Source organism: Amycolatopsis sp. cmx-4-54 (assembly GCF_046548895.1).
GTDB lineage: Bacteria > Actinomycetota > Actinomycetes > Mycobacteriales > Pseudonocardiaceae > Amycolatopsis.
The window spans coordinates 232,366-250,722 of the sequence record NZ_JAEBEJ010000005.1; the positions used below are offsets into that span (position 1 = coordinate 232,366).

At 69.9% G+C, this 18,357-nt stretch carries 24 protein-coding genes and 1 pseudogene; 17 read left to right on the forward strand and 8 right to left on the reverse strand.

What is annotated here, in order from left to right; all coding sequences use genetic code 11:
• Positions 1 to 8: 8 nt before the first annotated feature.
• Complete coding sequence (locus ACLJQ7_RS18310) at positions 9 to 344, reverse strand: NIPSNAP family protein (protein ID WP_410649407.1); 336 nt, start codon at positions 342 to 344, stop codon at positions 9 to 11.
• A 48-nt stretch (positions 345 to 392) separates the two neighbouring features.
• Here ACLJQ7_RS18310 and ACLJQ7_RS18315 point away from each other — a divergent pair, with 48 nt between their 5' ends.
• Entirely contained in the window at positions 393 to 1,334 is a 942-nt protein-coding gene (locus ACLJQ7_RS18315; RefSeq protein ID WP_410649408.1) for a D-2-hydroxyacid dehydrogenase family protein, read from the forward strand.
• On the opposite strand, the gene ACLJQ7_RS18320 is transcribed toward ACLJQ7_RS18315, so the two are convergent.
• From ACLJQ7_RS18320 to ACLJQ7_RS18335, 4 genes are all read right to left on the reverse strand, one after another.
• Entirely contained in the window at positions 1,324 to 2,139 is an 816-nt protein-coding gene (locus ACLJQ7_RS18320) for a serine hydrolase domain-containing protein (RefSeq protein WP_410649409.1), read from the reverse strand. The genes ACLJQ7_RS18315 and ACLJQ7_RS18320 overlap by 11 nt on opposite strands.
• Positions 2,140 to 2,236: 97 nt before the next feature.
• Complete coding sequence (locus tag ACLJQ7_RS18325; protein WP_410649410.1) at positions 2,237 to 2,503, reverse strand: HPr family phosphocarrier protein; 267 nt, start codon at positions 2,501 to 2,503, stop codon at positions 2,237 to 2,239.
• A 40-nt stretch (positions 2,504 to 2,543) separates the two neighbouring features.
• Positions 2,544 to 3,800 carry a PTS transporter subunit EIIC gene (locus ACLJQ7_RS18330; RefSeq protein WP_410649411.1) on the reverse strand — a complete coding sequence of 419 codons (1,257 nt, stop codon included), beginning with the start codon at positions 3,798 to 3,800 and terminating at the stop codon, positions 2,544 to 2,546.
• Positions 3,797 to 4,585: a GntR family transcriptional regulator gene (locus ACLJQ7_RS18335; RefSeq protein ID WP_034318372.1), complete on the reverse strand. Its 789-nt coding sequence runs from the start codon at positions 4,583 to 4,585 to the stop codon at positions 3,797 to 3,799. Before ACLJQ7_RS18335 ends, ACLJQ7_RS18330 begins: the two co-directional genes overlap by 4 nt.
• Before the next feature lie 224 nt (positions 4,586 to 4,809).
• Here ACLJQ7_RS18335 and ACLJQ7_RS18340 point away from each other — a divergent pair.
• A pseudogene (locus tag ACLJQ7_RS18340) lies at positions 4,810 to 5,055 on the forward strand (glucose PTS transporter subunit EIIB); the annotation flags it as partial.
• Positions 5,052 to 5,507: a PTS glucose transporter subunit IIA gene (locus tag ACLJQ7_RS18345; RefSeq protein ID WP_016333082.1), complete on the forward strand. Its 456-nt coding sequence runs from the start codon at positions 5,052 to 5,054 to the stop codon at positions 5,505 to 5,507. The pseudogene ACLJQ7_RS18340 and the gene ACLJQ7_RS18345, both read left to right, overlap by 4 nt.
• Before the next feature lie 67 nt (positions 5,508 to 5,574).
• Here the strand turns inward: ACLJQ7_RS18345 and ACLJQ7_RS18350 are convergent, their stop codons facing one another.
• Complete coding sequence (locus ACLJQ7_RS18350; RefSeq protein WP_340683153.1) at positions 5,575 to 6,018, reverse strand: Rieske (2Fe-2S) protein; 444 nt, start codon at positions 6,016 to 6,018, stop codon at positions 5,575 to 5,577.
• 131 nt (positions 6,019 to 6,149) lie between these two features.
• Here ACLJQ7_RS18350 and ACLJQ7_RS18355 point away from each other — a divergent pair, with 131 nt between their 5' ends.
• The 11 genes from ACLJQ7_RS18355 to ACLJQ7_RS18405 all read left to right on the forward strand — a co-directional run bounded on the left by ACLJQ7_RS18355 (position 6,150) and on the right by ACLJQ7_RS18405 (position 14,847).
• On the forward strand, positions 6,150 to 6,518 hold the full coding sequence (locus tag ACLJQ7_RS18355) for a hypothetical protein (protein WP_410649412.1): 369 nt from the start codon (positions 6,150 to 6,152) through the stop codon (positions 6,516 to 6,518).
• Positions 6,515 to 7,027 (forward strand): sigma-70 family RNA polymerase sigma factor, encoded by a 513-nt coding sequence (locus ACLJQ7_RS18360; protein WP_125675061.1) that lies wholly within the window; start codon positions 6,515 to 6,517, stop codon positions 7,025 to 7,027. The genes ACLJQ7_RS18355 and ACLJQ7_RS18360 overlap by 4 nt, the downstream gene beginning before the upstream one ends.
• Positions 7,024 to 7,644: an anti-sigma factor family protein gene (locus ACLJQ7_RS18365; RefSeq protein WP_410649413.1), complete on the forward strand. Its 621-nt coding sequence runs from the start codon at positions 7,024 to 7,026 to the stop codon at positions 7,642 to 7,644. The genes ACLJQ7_RS18360 and ACLJQ7_RS18365 overlap by 4 nt, the downstream gene beginning before the upstream one ends.
• A 402-nt stretch (positions 7,645 to 8,046) precedes the next feature.
• The gene (locus ACLJQ7_RS18370) at positions 8,047 to 8,658 is read left to right on the forward strand and encodes a prepilin peptidase (protein ID WP_410649414.1); all 612 of its coding nucleotides are present in this window, start codon (positions 8,047 to 8,049) and stop codon (positions 8,656 to 8,658) included.
• Between the two features lie 47 nt (positions 8,659 to 8,705).
• A complete protein-coding gene (aroC, locus tag ACLJQ7_RS18375) occupies positions 8,706 to 9,893 on the forward strand; it encodes a chorismate synthase (RefSeq protein ID WP_410649415.1) in 1,188 nt (395 codons plus the stop codon).
• Entirely contained in the window at positions 9,890 to 10,414 is a 525-nt protein-coding gene (locus ACLJQ7_RS18380; RefSeq protein ID WP_410649416.1) for a shikimate kinase, read from the forward strand. The genes aroC and ACLJQ7_RS18380 overlap by 4 nt, the downstream gene beginning before the upstream one ends.
• Positions 10,411 to 10,833, forward strand: a complete 423-nt coding sequence (locus ACLJQ7_RS18385) for a hypothetical protein (protein ID WP_410649417.1) — start codon at positions 10,411 to 10,413, stop codon at positions 10,831 to 10,833. The genes ACLJQ7_RS18380 and ACLJQ7_RS18385 overlap by 4 nt, the downstream gene beginning before the upstream one ends.
• A gap of 8 nt (positions 10,834 to 10,841) precedes the next feature.
• Positions 10,842 to 11,951: a 3-dehydroquinate synthase gene (gene aroB, locus ACLJQ7_RS18390; RefSeq protein WP_410649418.1), complete on the forward strand. Its 1,110-nt coding sequence runs from the start codon at positions 10,842 to 10,844 to the stop codon at positions 11,949 to 11,951.
• A complete protein-coding gene (gene aroQ / locus ACLJQ7_RS18395; protein ID WP_034311649.1) occupies positions 11,948 to 12,379 on the forward strand; it encodes a type II 3-dehydroquinate dehydratase in 432 nt (143 codons plus the stop codon). Before aroB ends, aroQ begins: the two co-directional genes overlap by 4 nt.
• Positions 12,376 to 13,302, forward strand: a complete 927-nt coding sequence (locus tag ACLJQ7_RS18400; RefSeq protein ID WP_410649419.1) for a GNAT family N-acetyltransferase — start codon at positions 12,376 to 12,378, stop codon at positions 13,300 to 13,302. Before aroQ ends, ACLJQ7_RS18400 begins: the two co-directional genes overlap by 4 nt.
• Before the next feature lie 21 nt (positions 13,303 to 13,323).
• Positions 13,324 to 14,847 carry a beta-xylosidase gene (locus ACLJQ7_RS18405; protein ID WP_410649420.1) on the forward strand — a complete coding sequence of 508 codons (1,524 nt, stop codon included), beginning with the start codon at positions 13,324 to 13,326 and terminating at the stop codon, positions 14,845 to 14,847.
• Here ACLJQ7_RS18405 and ACLJQ7_RS18410 read toward each other — a convergent pair.
• On the reverse strand, positions 14,802 to 15,239 hold the full coding sequence (locus ACLJQ7_RS18410; protein ID WP_410649421.1) for a B-4DMT family transporter: 438 nt from the start codon (positions 15,237 to 15,239) through the stop codon (positions 14,802 to 14,804). The two genes, ACLJQ7_RS18405 and ACLJQ7_RS18410, sit on opposite strands and share 46 nt — an antisense overlap.
• Before the next feature lie 270 nt (positions 15,240 to 15,509).
• On the opposite strand from ACLJQ7_RS18410, the gene ACLJQ7_RS18415 reads away from it, so the two are divergent.
• Genes ACLJQ7_RS18415 through nusB form a run of 3 tightly spaced genes read left to right on the forward strand, consistent with a single transcriptional unit; the run spans position 15,510 to position 17,667 of the window.
• Positions 15,510 to 16,601, forward strand: a complete 1,092-nt coding sequence (locus ACLJQ7_RS18415; protein WP_410649422.1) for a M24 family metallopeptidase — start codon at positions 15,510 to 15,512, stop codon at positions 16,599 to 16,601.
• Positions 16,602 to 16,639: 38 nt separating this feature from the next.
• Complete coding sequence (efp, locus tag ACLJQ7_RS18420; RefSeq protein ID WP_005152384.1) at positions 16,640 to 17,203, forward strand: elongation factor P; 564 nt, start codon at positions 16,640 to 16,642, stop codon at positions 17,201 to 17,203.
• The gene (nusB, locus tag ACLJQ7_RS18425) at positions 17,203 to 17,667 is read left to right on the forward strand and encodes a transcription antitermination factor NusB (protein WP_219153080.1); all 465 of its coding nucleotides are present in this window, start codon (positions 17,203 to 17,205) and stop codon (positions 17,665 to 17,667) included. The genes efp and nusB overlap by 1 nt, the downstream gene beginning before the upstream one ends.
• A gap of 109 nt (positions 17,668 to 17,776) precedes the next feature.
• Here nusB and ACLJQ7_RS18430 read toward each other — a convergent pair whose 3' ends face one another.
• The gene (locus ACLJQ7_RS18430) at positions 17,777 to 18,265 is read right to left on the reverse strand and encodes a transcriptional regulator (RefSeq protein WP_003096372.1); all 489 of its coding nucleotides are present in this window, start codon (positions 18,263 to 18,265) and stop codon (positions 17,777 to 17,779) included.
• Between the last annotated feature and the right edge of the window lie 92 nt (positions 18,266 to 18,357).

Here is an 18,357-nt window from a genome sequence, read left to right on the forward strand (position 1 = left end):
TTTCCCGGTCATCGTCGTTCGAGCGCCTTGACCGCCTCTTCGGAGGTCTCGATGGCGATCGTGTGGTAGCTCTCGATCCGCGAGACGATCGCCTCGCGCGGGCCCGTCAGCCACGCCTCGCTGCCATAGAACTCGCGTTCCTGCCGTTCGTGCTCCTCGAGCGAGCCGAACGCGCGGATCAGATACGCCTCTTCGTGTCCGTCCTCGGCGACCAGCGAGCGTCCGAAGTCGACGACCCGCAGCTCCGCGCGCTCCAGCAGGGGGATGGACTCTTCGGTCATCACGCGGAGGAATTCTTCGCTGGTCCCCGGCTTCAGCCGGTAGGTGCGGAACTCCAGGATCACGGTGGCCTCCCCAGGCGTGGCTTCGGCGCCGACTCTAGCCTGGGGAGCATGAAGATCGCGATTCTCGACGACTACCAGGAAGTGGCGCTCGGGTTCGGGGACTGGGATTCCCTCGGCGCCGACATCGAGGTGTTCACGAAACCGTTCGCGGATCCCGCCGACGTGGTCGCGCGCCTCCGTGCTTTCGAGGTCGTGGTCGCGATGCGCGAGCGCACCCGCTTCCCCGCCGAAGTCCTCGACCGGCTGCCCGCGCTCAAGCTGCTGGTGAGCACCGGCCACCGCAACGCCGCGATCGACGTGGCCGCCGCCCGGCGCAACGGCGTGGTCGTCTGCTCCACCGGCTACATCGCGGCCCCGGCGGCCGAGCACACCTGGGCGCTGATCCTCGCCGCCGCGCGGAACGTGCCGGTCGAGGCGCGGAACATGCGTGAGGGCGGCTGGCAGACCACCGTCGGCACGATCCTGTCCGGCAAGACCCTCGGGCTGCTCGGGCTCGGCAGGCTCGGCGCCGGTGCGGCCAAGATCGGCCAGGCGTTCGGCATGGAGACCATCGCCTGGAGCCAGAACCTGACCCAGGAGAAGGCCGATCCCCACGGTGTGACGGCGGTTTCGAAGGACGAACTGTTCGCCCGCGCGGACGTGCTGTCGATCCACCTGGTGCTCAGCCGCCGCAGCCGCGGGCTGGTCGGCGCGCCCGAACTCGCCGCGATGAAACCGACGGCGATGCTCGTCAACACCTCTCGCGGACCGATCGTGGACGAGGCCGCGCTGGTGGACGCCTTGCGTCGCAAGGAGATCGCGGTCGCCGCGCTGGACGTGTACGACGTCGAGCCGCTGCCTTCGGCGCATCCGTTGCGGACGCTGGACAACGTCGTGCTCACGCCGCACATCGGCTACGTCACCCGGGAGACCTACGAGATCTTCTACCGCGACGCGGTCGAGGATATCGCGGCCTTCCAGGCGGGTTCACCGATCCGGGTCATGGAGTGAGTTCGGCCAGTACGGCGTCGGTGTAGGGCGGCCACACCTCGGCCGCCCACGGGCCGAAGGCCCGGTCGGTGAGCGCGACGCAGGCGGCACCGGCGTCGGGATCGACCCAGAGGAACGTGCCGGACTGCCCGAAGTGGCCGAAGGTCCGCGGCGAGCTCGACGATCCGGTCCAATGTGGACTCTTGTGGTCGCGGATCTCGAATCCGAGCCCCCAGTCGTTCGGCTTCTGGTGGCCGAAGCCCGGCAGGACGCCGGAAAGCCCGGGGAAGACCACGGAAGTCGCCTCGCGCACCGTCTCGGCGGCGATGAGCTTCGGTGCCTGCAGTTCGGCGGCGAACGCGACCAGATCGTCCACAGTGGACTCGGCGCCCGAAGCGGGGGAACCGGTCAGCTTGGTCGCCTTCATGCCCAGCGGCTGGAAAAGCGCCTCCGCCTGATAGTCGGCGAAGGGGATGCCCGAATGCTCGGTGAGCGCGTCGGCGAGCTGCTCGAATCCGGCGTTGGAGTACAGGCGCCGGTTGCCCGGCGCGGCCATCGGCTTGTGCTCGTTGAAGGCAAGGCCCGAGGTGTGCGCGAGCAGATGCCGGATCGTGGAGCCCTCCGGCCCGGCGGGGGTGTCCAGTTCGACGACGCCCTCTTCGATGGCGATCAGCGCGGCGTAGGCGGTGAGCGGCTTGGTCACCGACGCCAGCTTGTACACCTTCGTCGTGTCGCCGTGCGTGCCCAGCACGTCACCGGCGGCGGTCACCACGGCCGTGGCGGCGTTGTCCACCGGCCACTGTTCGATCCTGCGCACGCTTTCCATGCCCCACACCCTACGAAGCCCGGGCCGGTCGGGGCGGCCCGGGCTTCGCAGAGGTGGATCGCGGTCGCGGGTTCACCGCGGACGGCAGGGATCGGGATCAGGCGTCGAGGTCGGTCGCCACCAGCTCGGCGATGGCCTCGACGGCCGCCTCGGCCCCCTCACCCTCGGCACTGATGATGACCTCGTCGCCGAAACCGGCGGCGAGCGTCATCAGGTTCAGCACGCTGCCGGCCGCGACCGGGTCACCGCCCGCCTTGGCGATGTGCACCGCGACGGGTTGCGCCGCGGCCGCCTTGGCGACCGTCGCCGCGGGCCTGGCGTGCAGGCCCACCTTGCTGGCCACGGTGACGCGTTTCTCCGGCATGTTCTTTCCCCTTCGTCCCTTCGGTCCTACTGAGCTGAAACTACTTGACGGGCTTCGCCGCGGTGGCTTCGAGATCCGCCTCGATCGCGTCGTCCTCGCGGCCGGGGGTCCGCAGGTTCCACTTCTTGATCACGAAACGGAAGATCACGTAGTAGATGACCGCGTAGGCGAGACCGATCGGGATGAGCAGCCAGACGTTGCCGCTCGCCGCCGGGAGACCGCTGTTGAGCGCGAAGTCGATCGCACCGGCGGAGAAACCGAAGCCGAGGTGGATGTCGAGCGCGTTCACCAGTGCCATCGACGTACCGGTCAGGACCGCGTGGATCAGGTACAGCGGCCACGCGACGAACATGAACGAGAACTCGATCGGCTCGGTGATACCCGTCAGGAACGAGGTCAGCGCGCCGGCGATCATCACGCCACCGACGATCTTCTTCTGGCTGGGCTTCGCGCTCTGCCAGATCGCCAGCGCAGCGGCGGGGATGGCGAACATGAAGATCGGGAAGAACCCGGTCATGAAGGCGCCGCGAGTGGGGTCGCCCTCGAAGAACATGGTGAGGTCACCACCGTCGAAGATGAACCACACCGGCACGTTCAGCAGCTGGTGCAGACCGACCGGGATCAGCAACCGGTTCAGCACACCGTAGATACCGCCACCGACGACCGGTGCGCCGGTGACCGCCTCGCCCGCGGCCTGGATGCCTTCGTTGACCCAGTGGAAGACCAGGCCGAAGGGCACCGCGAGGATCATCAGCGTCAGTGCGGTGATGATCGGCACGAACCGGCGGCCGCCGAAGAAGGCCAGGTACGGCGGCAGCTTGATGCGGTAGAACTTCTGCCACAGCAGGGCGGTGACCAGGCCGACGATCACGCCGGCCAGCACGCTGTAGGACCACTTCATCGGGTTGAGCATCAGGCCGGCGGGCTTCTCGGGGTCCCAGCCCGGCAGCTCGGAGAACGGCGTGAACACCTGGAGGACGCTGGTGAACACGAAGAAGCCGACCACGGCGGCCAGCGCGGTCGCGCCGTCGCTCTTCCGGGCGAAGCCGACGGCGATACCCACCGCGAACAGGAGCGGCAGCCAGTTGAACAGCGAGTTGCCCGCCGCGCCGAGCACTTCGGCGACCTTGTCCCAGCCGAGGCCGTCCTTGCCGAGCAGGTCGGGTTGACCGAACCTGTTCAGGAGCGCGGCGGCGGGCAGAGCGGCGATGGGGAGCATGAGGCTGCGGCCGAAGCGTTGAAGCCCAGCCAGTCCCTTGCCCTTGCCCTTCGCCCCCTCCGCGGTGGTGGAGCTCATCGGGTACCTCCGTAGTGAGGATGATGACCGGAATCCGGGGTGTTCCGGTCCAGCTGCATGGTGACCTGGTAGTGATCGCCCCGGTACCAGGAAGTCATGTCTTCGATCGGTTCCCCGTTGACGCTGGAGACCCGGCGGAAGACAAGAAGCGGACTGCCGGCGCGCATGCCGAGCAGGCGTGCTGTTTCGCGGTCCGCGGATTCGGCCCAGACCGTCTGCCACGCGTGGTCCGGGCGCAGGTCGTACGACTGGGCGAGTTGGACGTACAACGATCGGGTGAGATCGAGGTCGAGCAGACCGGGCATCCGGCCCGCGTGATACCAGCCGCGTTCGACCGCCAGCGGCACCCCGTCGGCTCGGCGGAGCCGGACGATGCGGTGTGCCGGGGTCCCGGCGGCCAGGCCGAGCGCGTGCGCCGAGGGGGCCGGCGGGACCTCGGTGGAGGTCTTGACGACCTCCGTGGTCGGGGTCATCCCGCGACGGCGCATGTCCTCGGTGAAGGACATCAGGTAGAGCTGCAGTTCCATCCGCCTCGCGGCGGTGAACGTCCCCTTGCCGCGCACCCGCGACAAGAGCCCTTCTTCGACCAGCTTGCCGATCGCCGAGCGGACCGTGAGCCTCGACACCTGGTAGGTCTCGGCGAGGTCACGTTCCGAGGGGATCGGTGAGCCGGGGGGTAGCTCACGCTCCACCGTGCGGCGCAGAATCTCCCGCAGCTGGGCGTGCTTGGGCGTCGGTCCGTTGATCACACGGTCGGACGGCGGCAGCTGCGCCGAAGCGCTCATGACGGTCACCGTCCTTTCGGGCCGGTCGGTCGGGGAACCCGTACTCGCATCTGGTCCGGAAGATTGGTACGTTCCGGTCTAGACCAATGATCCGATGGGGCAGGATGCTCCGTCGCACGAGCGGGTGTCAACCACCGTTACGCGTTCGTGGCCAGGGATCACGTGCGAGTCGGCGAACGGCGTAGTACAGCTGGTTCGCATGTGGGAAACCGACAGGGAACAGGGAGACCGCGATGGCGGATGACAGGGCGGAAAAGATCCTCGCGGGGCTCGGCGGTGCCGAGAACGTCATCGAGGTCGAGGGGTGCATCACCCGGCTGCGCTGTGAGCTGGAAGACATGAGCCTGCTCGACGAAGCGGCGCTGAAGGCCGCCGGTGCGATGGGCGTCGTGCGCATGGGTGCCGGTGTCCAGGTGATCGTGGGCCCCGAGGCCGACAACATCGCCAGCGACATCGAGGATCTGTTGTGAGTCTCGAAATCCTCAGCCCGGTGAGCGGCAAGACGACCGCCATGACCGAAGTGCCCGATCCGGTCTTCGCGCAGGCGATGGTCGGCCCCGGCATCGCGGTCCTGCCCTCGGGCGGACGCCAGGACGCGGTCGCCCCGGTGGACGGCACGGTCGTGACCCTGCACCCGCACGCGTTCGTGGTGGCCACCGAAGACGGCCGCGGCGTGCTGGTCCACCTGGGGATCGACACGGTGAAGCAGAAGGGCGAGGGGTTCACCCTCCACGTCGTCAAGGGTGAGGCCGTCCGAGCCGGGCAGCCGGTGGTCGGCTGGGACCCCGACGCGGTCAAAGCCGCGGGCTACTCGCCGATCGTGCCCGTCGTGGCGCTGGACGCGAAGGCGGAAGTCCTTTCCGGACTGCTCACCGGCGGCGACGTCGAGGCCGGCGACCCGATTTTCACCTGGGACAGCTGAAAGCTTGCCGAAAGGGTCCCTTCAGGACGGACTTCCCGTCCTGAAGGGACCCTTTCGTGTGTATCTCTCAGGCCGTGACGACCTGGCCGTTCGTGACCTTGACCGCGATCGAGGGCAGCGGCTGGTCCGCCGGTCCCTTTTTGACCGCGCCGGTCGCGGCGTCGAAGATCGAGTTGTGGCAGGGACATTTCAGCTCCGCGCCCTCGGGCACGACCGCGCACCCCTGATGCGTGCAGATCGCGCTGAACGCGGCCGCCGTGCCTTCGGCGGTCCTGGTGACGATGACGTCCTTGCCGTCCGCGGTCTTGGCGGCCTTCGCCTTGCCGACCTCGATGTCGGAGAGCGCGGTCAGGGTCTCGCCCGGTGCGGCGGCGGGCGGTGCGGCGGTCGAACCGGACGGCGGGTTGCTGTCGCTTCCGCAGGCCGTGAGGGCCACGGCACCGACGGCCGCGCCGGCGACGGCGGCCCCGGTGGTCAGGACGGTGCGGCGGGAGTGGAGTTCGGCAGTCATGCCCCTACACACGGCCCAGGCGGCCATCCGGTTCAATTTCGGCGACCATCGGGTGCCGGATTGAACCAGGAGGCCCGTTTTTCCGTGTTCACAGGCATAGGGGAACCGAACACGCGGAAAGAGATACGGACATGATCCGGTGGTTGTCGCGGGCGATCGTGGCGGCGGGCCTGCTCGGCTCGGCATGGGTGCACTACGTCGTATGGCAGGACTGGGCCTCGGAAACGGCTGTGGTCGGCCCGCTCTTCCTGGTGAACGTGGTGGCGGGCGTGGTCATCGCGGTCGCCGTCCTGGTCTGGCACCACTGGCTGCCCGCGCTCGCGGCGATCGGCTTCGGCTTGGCGACGCTGGGCGCGTACGTGCTCTCGCTGACCACAGGGTTCTTCGGCGTCACGGAGCGCTTCACCACCCAGGCCGAGCTGTGGGGCCTGATCACCGAAGTGGCTTGCGTGGTCTTCGCGCTCCCGCTGCTCCTGAACCGGGAAAGCACGGATCGGTGAAGGAATTCGCGGAGGACCGGCTGATGCGGGCTCTGCACGACGAGCACGCGGCGGCACTCTGGTCCTACGCGCTGCACCTCACCAGCGGCGACCGGGTCCGCGCGGAAGACGTCGTCCAGGAGACGCTGCTGCGGGCCTGGCGCAACGCCAAGGTGCTCGACCAGTCCGAAGGGTCGGCGCGGGGCTGGCTGTTCACCGTGGCGAGACGGATCGCCATCGACGACTGGCGCGCTTCCGAGGCCCACCCCGAGGTGGTGACCGGCCAACCGCCCGAAACGGCGGTCACCGACGGCACCGAACGCGCCGTCCAGGGCTGGCTGGTCGCCGAAGCCCTCGGCGAGCTCTCGCCAAGACATCGGGACGTCCTCGTCCTGTGTTATTTCCAGGGTTACTCCGTCGCCGACGCTGCGAAACGGCTGGGTGTGGCCGAAGGGACGATCAAGTCGCGGACGCACTACGCGTTGCGGGCGCTGCGGCTGATATTGGAGGAAAGAGGGGTGACTCAATGACCGACCCCTTCGCCACCTACGACGCGGCCTACGTGCTCGGGGCGTTGTCCCCGGAAGACCGGTCCGCCTACGAGCAGCACCTTCGCGTCTGTGACCGGTGCGCGGCTTCCGTGCGCGACCTGGCCGGGATTCCCGGGCTGCTCGCCCAAGCCGGTGCCCCTGCGCTGCTGGAGGACCCCTCGCCGGATCTGTTGCCGACCGTGCTCAAACGGGTCCGCCGGGGAAGGCGGATCCAACGGGCCATCACCACGACCGCGGCCGGGGTCGCCGTCGCCGCCGGTGTCGCGCTCGTGGTCGTCCTGACCGGGCCGGTCGCGGCGGTGGGCGACCCGATGACCCCGCTCGGCGACTACCCGGTGACCGCCGAGGTCGCCATGTCCGCCACGGAGACCGGCACGAAGGTCGACATGACCTGCAGCTACGGCGGCAACCGCACCGGGGACTACATCCTGGTCGCCGTCGGCGCCGACGGCGGCACCAGCGAGCTGGCGTCCTGGCGCGCGATGCCCAAGGACACCGCGCATATCGTGGTCGGCACCGCGATGCGCACCGGAGACATCAAGGCGCTGGAGATCCGCACGCCCTCGGGTCTCCCGCTGCTGCGGATGAGCCCCTGATCCCGGTGTCATGACAGGCCTTCGCTACGCCCTTGCCGACCGCTCTGCCCCCTGCCGTCGACGTTGCGAAAGCCACTTTCGCAACCTTCAACGTTGCGAAAGTGGCTTTCGCAACCTGTCATCTTGTCTTGCCTTCAAGAAGGGTGCTGAGCGCCGCTCGCTCCTTCAGCACCGGTCGGCGGGGCTGAAGGACGCTTTCCCCGCATGCCATGCGACGAAAGCTCCCGTCGCCGCATGCCACGCAGTAAAAGGCCCCCTTCAGCCCCGCCCCCGCCTGCCCGCGCATGAATGGTCCATTCACGACTTCCGCACCCACGCCCGACCTGCCGAAAGTGCGTGAAAGTTCCTGTCACGAAAAGAAATCCTTGCCGCACCGAGCGCGACGGGCGCACTCTTGATCTTGTGTTCACGCCGATCGCCTTCGCGGTGGCGGGCGCCGGATCGGCGCTCGCCACGCGCTCCTGCCTGCGCCGGGCCGGAGCGCCGATCACGGCGTGGGCCGCCGCCCTCACGGCGGTGGCGCTCGTCGCGGTCTGCCTCAGGTATCAGTCGGGAGCCTGGCCGTCGTGGTGGCTCGCGGTCCCGGCCGTGCTGACCGTCTTCGCCGTCCCGCTGGCGCTCGCTGACCTGAGGTACCGTCGCCTGCCCGACGTCCTGACCCTGCCCGCGTATCCGGCGCTGGCCGCCGCCCTCGCGCTCGCCGCGCACGGGGGAGGAGCGGCCATCGCGTGGCGGGCCGTGCTCGGCGCGCTGGTCTTCGGCGGGGCGCACGCGCTCGTCCACGCGTGGTCGCCACGCTCGCTCGGTGCCGGGGACGTGAAGCTGGCGGGCAGCCTGGGAGCGGTCCTCGCCGCGACGGGCTGGCCGTCGATCGTGCTCGGCGCCGTCGCCGCCGCGTTGCTGAGCGTGGCGCTCGCGGTGGGCGGGCCCCGGCATCCCACGGTGCCGCACGGGCCCGGTCTCCTGGTCGCGGCGTGGGCGCTCGCCGTCTTCGCCGGACCAGGTCCGGGATAGCCCGGCCTGTACCCGGACAGAGAGGAGGTTGTGACAGGATCTGTCAGGTGTTGCGCTGGATAACCGCAGGGGAATCGCACGGACCCGCCCTCGCCGCCATCCTGGAAGGGATGCCTGCCGGGGTCGAGGTCACCACCGCCGAAGTGGGCGAGCAGCTCGCGCGCCGGAGGCTCGGCTTCGGCCGTAGCCCCCGGATGGGCTTCGAGACCGACCACATCGAGTTCACCGGCGGCGTCCGGCACGGGCTCACCCAGGGCGGTCCCGTCGCGGTCCAGATCGAGAACGCCGAGTGGCCCAAATGGGAGAAGGTCATGTCGGCCGATCCCGTGCCCGCCGAGGAGCTGGAAGGCCTCGCGCGCAACGAGCCGCTGACGCGTCCCCGGCCCGGCCACGCGGATCTGCCGGGGATGCAGAAGTACGGCTTCCCCGAGGCGCGTCCGGTGCTGGAGCGCGCGAGCGCCCGCGAGACGGCGTCCCGCACGGCGCTCGGCACGGTGGCCCGCGCGTACCTCACGCAGCTGCTCGGGGTCGAGATCCTCAGCCACGTCGTGTCCATCGGCGGGGCGTCGGCGCCCGAGGGCCCGTTGCCGGTGCCGTCGGATCTGCCCGCCATCGACGAGAGCCCGGTCCGCGCCTTCGGCCAGGAGGGGACCGACGCGATGGTCGCCGAGGTCGACGCCGTGCGGAAGGCGGGTGACACCGTCGGCGGCGTGATCGAGGTCATCGCCTACGGCCTGCCGCCGGGCCTCGGCTCGCACGTCCACTGGGACCGCAGGCTCGACGCCCGTCTCGCCGGCGCGCTCATGGGCGTCCAGGCGATGAAGGGCGTGGAGGTCGGCGACGGTTTCACCACGGCCAAGCGCTGGGGCAGCCAGGCCCACGACGAGATCGACCGCGGCACCGGCCCGGTCGGGGTGACCCGCCGGTCCAACCGCGCGGGCGGCCTCGAAGGCGGCATCACCAACGGCGAGCCGCTGCGCGTGCGCGTCGCCATGAAGCCGATCTCGACCGTCCCCAAAGCACTGTCCACTGTGGATGTCACCACCGGCGAACCCGCGGTGGCCATCCACCAGCGTTCCGACGTCTGCGCGGTCCCCCGGGCCGGGGTCGTGCTGGAGTCGGTGGTCGCGCTGGTGCTCGCGGACGCCGCGCTGGAGAAGTTCGGCGGCGACTCGCTGGCCGAGGGCAAGCGCAACGCCGAGGCCTACCTGAAGGCGCTCGAGGAGCGCTGGTGACTCCTCGCGCGGTGATCATCGGGCCGCCGGGCTCGGGCAAGAGCACGGTCGGCCCGGCGCTCGCCGCCCGGCTCGGTCTCGCGTTCCGCGACAGCGACGACGACATCGTCGCGAGCGCGGGCAAGCCCATCACCGACATCTTCGCCGAGGAGGGCGAGCCCGTCTTCCGCGCGCTGGAGGAAGAGATGGTCGCGAAGGCGCTGGCCGAGCACGAAGGCGTCCTCTCGCTGGGCGGGGGAGCCCCGATCACGCCGGGCACCCGTGAACGCCTCGCCGGGCACACCGTGATCTTCCTCAACGTCGGGATGGCCGCGGGCGTCCAGCGCGCCGGGCTCTCGACCGCGCGCCCGCTGCTGGCCGGGGTGAACCCCCGCGCCACCTACAAGGCGCTTCTCGACGCGCGCCTGCCGGTGTACCGCGAGGTGGCCACGTTCGAGATCGAGACCGACCGCCTGACCGCCGACGAGGTCGTCGAGGCCGCCCTCATCGGGCTGCACGAGATCAGCAAGGACCGAGCATGAAGCGCACTACCGCCGGCGTACTGCTCGCCGTCGTCGCCTTGACCCTGACCGCGTGCGGCGAGGAGAAGCAGCCCGCGGGAGCCGACGTCGTCCAGGCCGGAGCGGCCACCACCGGCGCGCCCGCGTCGGCCGCTCCGGAAGCGGATGTCGCGGCCGACGTCAAGGTCACCAAATGCGACAGCAACAGCTACACCCCGAAGATCACCATCGAGGTCACCAACAGCACCGCGGAAGACGCGCGGTACGCCGTCACCATCGCGATCAAGGACGCTGACGGCAAGCCCTCCGGTGAGGCACTGTTCGCGAAGAACCGGATGACGCCCGGCCAGACGGTGACCGAAGAGATCCCGGGGGACACCCCGGTCAAGGGCAAGATCACCTGCGAGGTCGCGAGGGCCAAGCGGCTTCCGCCGAAGTGAGGGGAACGATGACCGAGCCGGTCCGCATCACCGTCAACACCGCCAAGCCCTACGACGTCGTCATCGGCCGCGGCCTGCTGAGCGAGCTCACCGAGCAGCTCGCCGACGCCTCCAAGGTCGCGCTGATCCACCCGCCGACGCTGACGACCACCGCGGAGGCCATCCGCGACGAACTGGCCGAGGCCGGGATCGACGCGCACCGGGTCGAGATCCCCGACGCCGAGGACGGCAAGGCGCTCACCGTCGCCAGCTTCTGCTGGGAGGTCCTCGGCCGCATCGGCCTCGACCGCCAGGGCGTGGTCGTCGGGCTCGGCGGCGGCGCCGTGACCGACCTCGCCGGTTTCGTCGCCGCCACCTGGATGCGCGGTGTCCGCCTGGTCAACGTGCCCACCACGCTGCTGGGCATGGTCGACGCCTCCCTCGGCGGGAAGACCGGCATCAACACCGAGGCCGGCAAGAACCTGGTCGGCGTCTTCCACGAGCCGAGCGCGGTCCTCGTCGACCTCGCGACACTGGAAACGTTGCCCCCCAACGAACTCGTCGCCGGAATGGCGGAGGTGGTCAAGGCCGGTTTCATCGCCGACCCCCGCATCGTCGAACTCGTCGAGCAGGATCCCGCCGCGGCGCTGGACACCACCGGCGAGGTCCTCGGCGAGCTGGTCCGCCGCTCGATCCAGGTCAAGGCCGATGTCGTCGCCGCGGATCTGCGCGAGTCGGATCTGCGCGAGATCCTCAACTACGGCCACACGCTCGCCCACGCCATCGAGCGCCGCGAGCGGTACCGGTGGCGCCACGGCGCGGCGGTCAGCGTCGGCCTGGTGTTCGCCGCCGAGCTCGCGCGCCTGGCGGGCCGTCTCGACGACGCCACCGCCGAGCGGCACTCGTCCGTGCTCAAGCTGCTGGGCCTGCCGACCACCTACGACCCGGACGCGCTCCCGCAACTGCTGGAGACGATGAAGGGTGACAAGAAGACCCGGTCCGGTGTGCTGCGTTTCGTCGTCCTCGACGGGCTCGCCAAACCCGGCAGGCTGGAAGGCCCGGACCCGTCGCTGCTCGCCGCCGCGTACTCGGTGGTGGCCGGCGACGCCCCCAAGCCGGGCGGGAGCGTGCTGCTGTGAAGGTGCTCGTCCTCAACGGCCCCAACCTCGGCAGGCTGGGCCTGCGTGAGCCCGGTATCTACGGTTCGGCCACGCACGCGGATCTCGTCTCCACCTGCGTCGAGACCGGCAAGGAACTGGGGATCGACGTCGAGGTCCGGCAGACCGATCACGAGGGCGAGATGGTCGGCTGGCTGCACGAGGCCGCCGACGCGGGATGGCCGGTGGTGCTCAACGCCGCCGCGTGGACGCACTATTCGATCGCGGTCCGCGACGCCGCCGCCCAGCTCAAGGCGCCGCTGATCGAGCTGCACATCTCCAACGTGCACAAGCGTGAGCAGTTCCGGCACCACAGCGTGCTGTCGGATGTCGCCACCGCCGTGATCGCCGGGCTCGGGGTCGACGGGTACCCGCTGGCCCTGCGCTGGATGGCCGCGAACGCGGCATGAACAACCCTCCCACCCTTGAAACCGCGAGACTGCGGTTACGCGCCCTGACGGAGGCGGACACCGACGCGATCGTCGAGTTCTTCGCCGACCCGGAGATGAGCGCGCATTTCGCGATGCCGCTCACCGAGCCGGAACGCGTCCGCGAAATGGTCGGCCGCAGGTTGTCCTACGACGGCCCGGCGGGGATGGGGCACTGGACGATCGAACGCGACGGCGCGGTGATCGGCCTCGCGCATCTGCGGCCGTCGCAGGAGCTGCCCGGCGACGTGCCGGAGATCGGCTATTACCTGGCGCGTGCGCACGGCGGGCAGGGCCTCGCGACCGAGGCCGCGAAGTCGCTGCTGGAGCACGGCCTCGTCGGGCTCGGCCTGTCGTCGGTGTGGGCGCTCGTCGGTGAGTCCAATGTGGGCAGTCAGAACCTGTTGCGGCGGTTGGGTTTCCTCGACGTCGGCGGCGGTGACCACTACGGCAGCGGGCCGCATCGGGTCTTCGTCGCGCTGCCTTCGGACCACGGCCGCGCGCATCACATCGAGCTGTGGGTCCCCGATCTCTGCCGCGCGGAGGAGAGCTGGGGCTGGCTGCTCGGCGAACTCGGCTGGCGGGAGTTCCAGCGCTGGCCGGCCGGGGTCAGCTGGAAACACGGCGCGACCTACCTCGTCGTCGAGCGTTCTCCCGCGCTCAGCGGCGAAAAGCACGAGCGCACCGCGCCGGGTCTGAACCATCTCGCCCTGCACGTCGAGTCCCGCGAACGGGTGAACGAACTGGCCGTGGAGGCCCTCGGACACGGCTGGTCGCCGATGTTCGCGGACAAGTATCCGTATGCGGGCGGTGATCACCACTACGCCGCCTACCTCGAAAACACCGATGGCTTCGAAGTGGAACTGGTCGCCCTCCCGGGTACTGAGGTCACTCGACCGGGTTAAGCCTCGCTACACTCGGCCATCATGCGCCTTTTTCGTGGGGGTCGGCGACCCGCCCGTGCCGTCGTGGCCCTCCTCGCGGCCGGCGCGGTCCTCGCGGCGTGCAGCGACGGCACGGTGCAGTCCCAGGCCGACGGCAAGGGCGGCGGGATCGGCGGGGCCCAGCAGGCGCCCAAGGAAAAGCCGCGCCCGATGGACGTCGAGCTCGCGACAAGCGATCCGCGGGCCAGCGGCGGCGTGGTGGCCGCGGGCGGTCAGGACGCGGTCTACAACTACAGCCCCACCGTGATGCGGGACGGCGGCAAACTCAAGATGTGGTGGTGCAGCCAGTACGGCAGCGCCCAGCCTCCCGGCGACGACGTCCTCTACGCGCAGTCGTCCTCGCTCGACGGCCCCTTCACCGGGCCGTCCGGTGGTGGCCCGGCGGCGGTGTTCTCGGGCGCGCCCGGCGGTTTCGACGGCATGCACACCTGCGATCCGTCGGTGATCAAGGTCGGCTCGACCTACTACATGTATTACACCGGCGCGGCGGGCGATCACGCGCTCGGCAACTCGATCGGCCTCGCGACCAGCCCCGACGGGCTCTCCTGGACGCGCGCGGCCGGCGGGAAGCCGATCATCGGGCCGTCGCACGACGTGCACCGCGACAACGTCTACGGCGCGGGCCAGCCCTCGGCGGTGTACCTCGACGGCTGGTTCTACGTGCTCTTCACCGACACCACGGCGAAGGGCGCCGGATGGAACGGCGCCGGGCAGTTCCTGCTCCGCGCCAAGGACGCGGCGTTCACCCGGAACGTGGAAACGCTGGGGGAGCAGGGCTTCGTCGCCTGGCCCACCACGAACTCGCCGCGCCCCCGTTCGCTGGTCGACGGGTTCAGCACCGACCTGATGTGGGTCGGTTCGCTCGACGCCTTCGTGATCGCGCACGAGACCGAAAAGGGCACCAGCCTCACGTTCTGGACCAGGGACTTCTCCGCGCAGCCGTACCGGCAGGCGCTCATCCCCGGCGTCTGGAAGGAAGGCCCGGGGCTGGTCCGGCGGCCCGACGGGCACGCGCCGCTCTCCTCGGGCGACGTCTGCGACCGGGTGCCGTTCGACGTCGTCCGCGCCACGGTCATCGGGGGCGCGGCGGCGCCGACCGACCTCAAGCACTTCGGCCTGGACGTCCGCGGTTCGCGGGCGTGCGAGAACGAGGCCCGGATCCGGACCGCGTTCGAAGGCGTCGCGATGCCGTCGCCGCAGCGGACCATCGACCTGGTGGCCGACGGCACCCTGGTGCGGGTCGACCGGCGCTCGGTGGCGGCGGTGCTCGCGGGTGAGGTGCTGAACCAGCGCCTGAAGGTCGTCGAGGACCTCCCGCGGACGGCGCGGTTGAGCGCCGGGGCGAGGGTGGTGCACGCACCGGGGCGAGGGTTCGGCATGGTGCTCGACGGCAAGCTCTTCGCGCTACCGGACGGCGGGGCGGCGGTGCTGAACGACTCGGCCGTCGAGACGATCGCCGATCAGGCCTGGGACGGCTTCCCGGCAGGTTTCTCGCTCGCGGGCTGATCGGGTTTGGCGATGCGGCCGCCGACGAACAGGCCGAGCCCGGCCGGGATGAGCACCAGCAGGGCCGAGAAGGCGGCGCCGCCGGTGAGCGCGCCGCCGAGCTCCGAAGCGCCGGTCTGATCGACGAACACCGCGCGGCCGATCACGTACAGCACGCCCGACACCGGACCGGCGATCAGCGCCGCGATGAACCAGTTCCTGCCGCGTTCGGGTTTGCCCTGCCAGGCGTCCACGGCGCCCCAGCCCGCGGCCGCACCGACGAGGACGGCGAGGGTGAGTGCGGTGACGAGGGTCTTGTCGGTGGGGTTGAAGACCTCGTACTTGGCCAGCACGGTGACGGCCGCGCCGTGCAGCAGCGCCATCACGAGTCCACGAGTCAGCCACGGTGCCATTGGGGGAGTTTAACTCGCCAGTAGCGACTGTCACGCCCCGCCGCAGGCAGCGCCACCCAGGCCACAACGCTCACTGGAGTCACATCTGCTTCCCTGGGCACCTGAAGGCCCCTTCCCGCGCAGACGTCGAGGCTGCTGATGCTGTGGTGGTGATCGCCCGAGTCCGTGAAGGCCTCCTTGAGGGACCCAGAGTCCCTCAAGGAGGCCTTCACGGACTCGGGCGGCGCCGAAACGCGTGCCACCGGTAGCCCACCCCCTAAACTCCATCACGTGCGTGAATACTTCTCTCGCCGCCGCGCGGCGCTGCGTTCCCTGCTGGCCGACTCCGGGGTGGACGCGCTGCTGGTCACGGACCTGCTCAACATCAGGTACCTGACCGGCTTCACCGGGTCCAACGCCGCTCTCCTCGTTCACGGGAGCGGCGACGACAAGACGATCTTCTGCACCGACGGCCGCTACACGGTCCAGTCGGCCACGGAGGTGCCCGACCTCGAGCGGGTGCTCGACCGCGCGAGCGCGGCGAAGCTCGCCGATCTGGCGGCCGAGAAGAAGCTCGGCAAGACCGGGTTCGAGAGCCAGCACGTCAGTGTCGAGCAGCACGAAGATCTCAAGGTCCGCTTCGACCGCGTCGAGCTGGTCCGGACGCCGGGGCTCGTCGAGCAGCTGCGGCTGGTCAAGGACGAGCAGGAGATCGAGGCGCTGCGCCAGGCGTGCGCGGCGGCCGACCGGGCGCTGGAGGACCTGGTGTCCGCCGGCGGGCTCCGGCCGGGCCGGACCGAGCTGGACGTCGCCCGTGACCTCGAGAATCGCATGCTCGGCCACGGGTCGACCGGGCCGTCCTTCGACACGATCGTCGCGGCGGGCACCAACTCCGCGATCCCGCATCACCGGCCCACCTCGGCCGTGCTGGCGACCGGCGACTTCGTCAAGATCGACTTCGGGGCCACGGTCGACGGCTACCACTCCGATATGACCCGCACGTTCGTCCTCGGCAAGCCCGCGGCCTGGCAGGAGGAGATCTACGAGCTGGTCCAGCGCGCGCAGGCGGCGGGCTGTGACGCCGTCCTCCCCGGCGCGGAAGTGTCCGAAGTGGACAAAGCGGCCCGTGGTGTGATCGTCGGCGCGGGGCGCGGTGAGGAGTTCGGCCACGGGCTCGGCCACGGCGTCGGGCTGCAGGTGCACGAGGCGCCCAGCCTCGCTGCCACCGGCGTCGGTACACTGTCCGCCGGTATGGCCGTCACCGTCGAGCCTGGTGTGTATCTGCCCGGACGCGGAGGCGTGCGCATCGAGGACACGCTGGTCGTGCGGGAAGGTACGCCCGAACTCCTCACGCTGAGCACCAAGGAACTCGTGGTCGTCTGACGGCGGCCCGGAAGATCGACACAGGAGACTGCACACTCGTGGCCACCACCAACGACCTGAAGAACGGGCTCGTCCTCAACCTCGACGGCCAGCTCTGGACCGTCACCGCGTTCCAGCACGTCAAGCCGGGCAAGGGCGGCGCGTTCGTCCGCACGACCCTCAAGCACGTGCTGACCGGCAAGGTCGTCGACAAGACCTTCAACGCGGGGACGAAGGTCGACACGGCCACCGTCGACCGCCGCAACATGACGTACCTGTACAAGGACGGTGCGGACTTCGTGTTCATGGACGCGGAGACCTACGACCAGATCACCGTCCTGGCCGAGACCGTCGGCGACAACGCGAACTACCTGCTCGAGAACTTCGAGGTCCAGGTCGCGGTGCACGAGGGTGTCCCGCTGTACATCGAGCTGCCGACCTCGGTCGAGCTGATCGTCCAGCACACCGACCCGGGTCTGCAGGGTGACCGCTCCACCGGTGGTACCAAGCCCGCCACCCTGGAGACCGGCGCCGAGATCCAGGTGCCGCTGTTCCTCACCACCGGCGAGAAGATCAAGGTCGACACCCGTGACGGCCGCTACCTGGGCCGCGTCTCCAGCTGATGGCAGGCTCAGGTAAATCCGGCAAGTCCCCGAACCGCGGCGGGCCGATCAGCCGTCGCCAGGCCCGCAAGCGGGCCGTCGAGATGATGTACGAGGCCGCCCAGCGCGGTGCCGACGCGGTGACGCTGCTGGCGGACCGGGTCGGTTCGGTCGAGGTCGACCCGATCGCGGACTACACGATCTCGCTGGTCGAGGGCGTCACCGGCCGCAAGACCCAGATCGACGAGCTGCTCTCGGAGCACGCTCAGGGCTGGACGCTGGACCGGATGCCGCCGGTGGACCTGGCGGTGCTCCGCGTCGGCGTCTACGAACTGCTGTGGGCCGAGGACGTGCCGGACCCGGTCGCCATCGACGAGGCCGTCGGGCTGGCGAAGGAGCTGTCGACCGACGATTCGCCGCGCTTCGTGAACGGCGTGCTCGGCCGGATCGGCACCATCGCGGACCGGCTCCGCGCGGTCCTCTAGCAGACGTACTGCAACGGGCCGTGTCCTCTGCCGAGGGCACGGCCCGTTCTCGTGCTCGGTGGTGTCGGTTGGCGTTTCCGGTCCCCCCGGACCGAAAACGTCGCCATCTCTAGTCCTCTTTGGACGGTCGAGCCTCGGGCGGCAGCACACCCCAGTCGATCAGCTGCTCGGTGAGCTCGCCGGGGGTCATGTCGTAGATGATCGCCAGCGAACGGAGGTCCTCGGTCCGGATCGAGAGCACCTTGCCGTTGTAGTCGCCGCGCTGGCTCTGGATGGTGGCCGCGTAGCGGGCCAGCGGCCCGACCTTCTCCGCCGGGAGCTGCTGGAGACGCTCCAGGTTGATGACGATCTTGGTGGCGGGTTCCGCGCCCGACGGCACCCGGCCCTCCGGCAGCAGCTCGACCACCGGGACCCCGTAGAAGTCGGCCAGCTCGGCGAGCTTCTGCACGGTGACGGCGCGGTCTCCGCGCTCGTACGAACCGACGACGACGGCCTTCCAGCGGCCTCCGGACTTCTGCTCGACCCCGTGCAGGGACAGACCCTGCTGCTGGCGGATCCCGCGGAGCTTGGCCCCGAGCGCCTTGGCGTAATCGCCCATCTGGTGGTTCTCCGTTTCCTCACCCCCGACCGGTCGGGGGTGACCGATCCAGGGGACTCCTAGAGTCGAATACTCAGAGTAATGGTTACGCA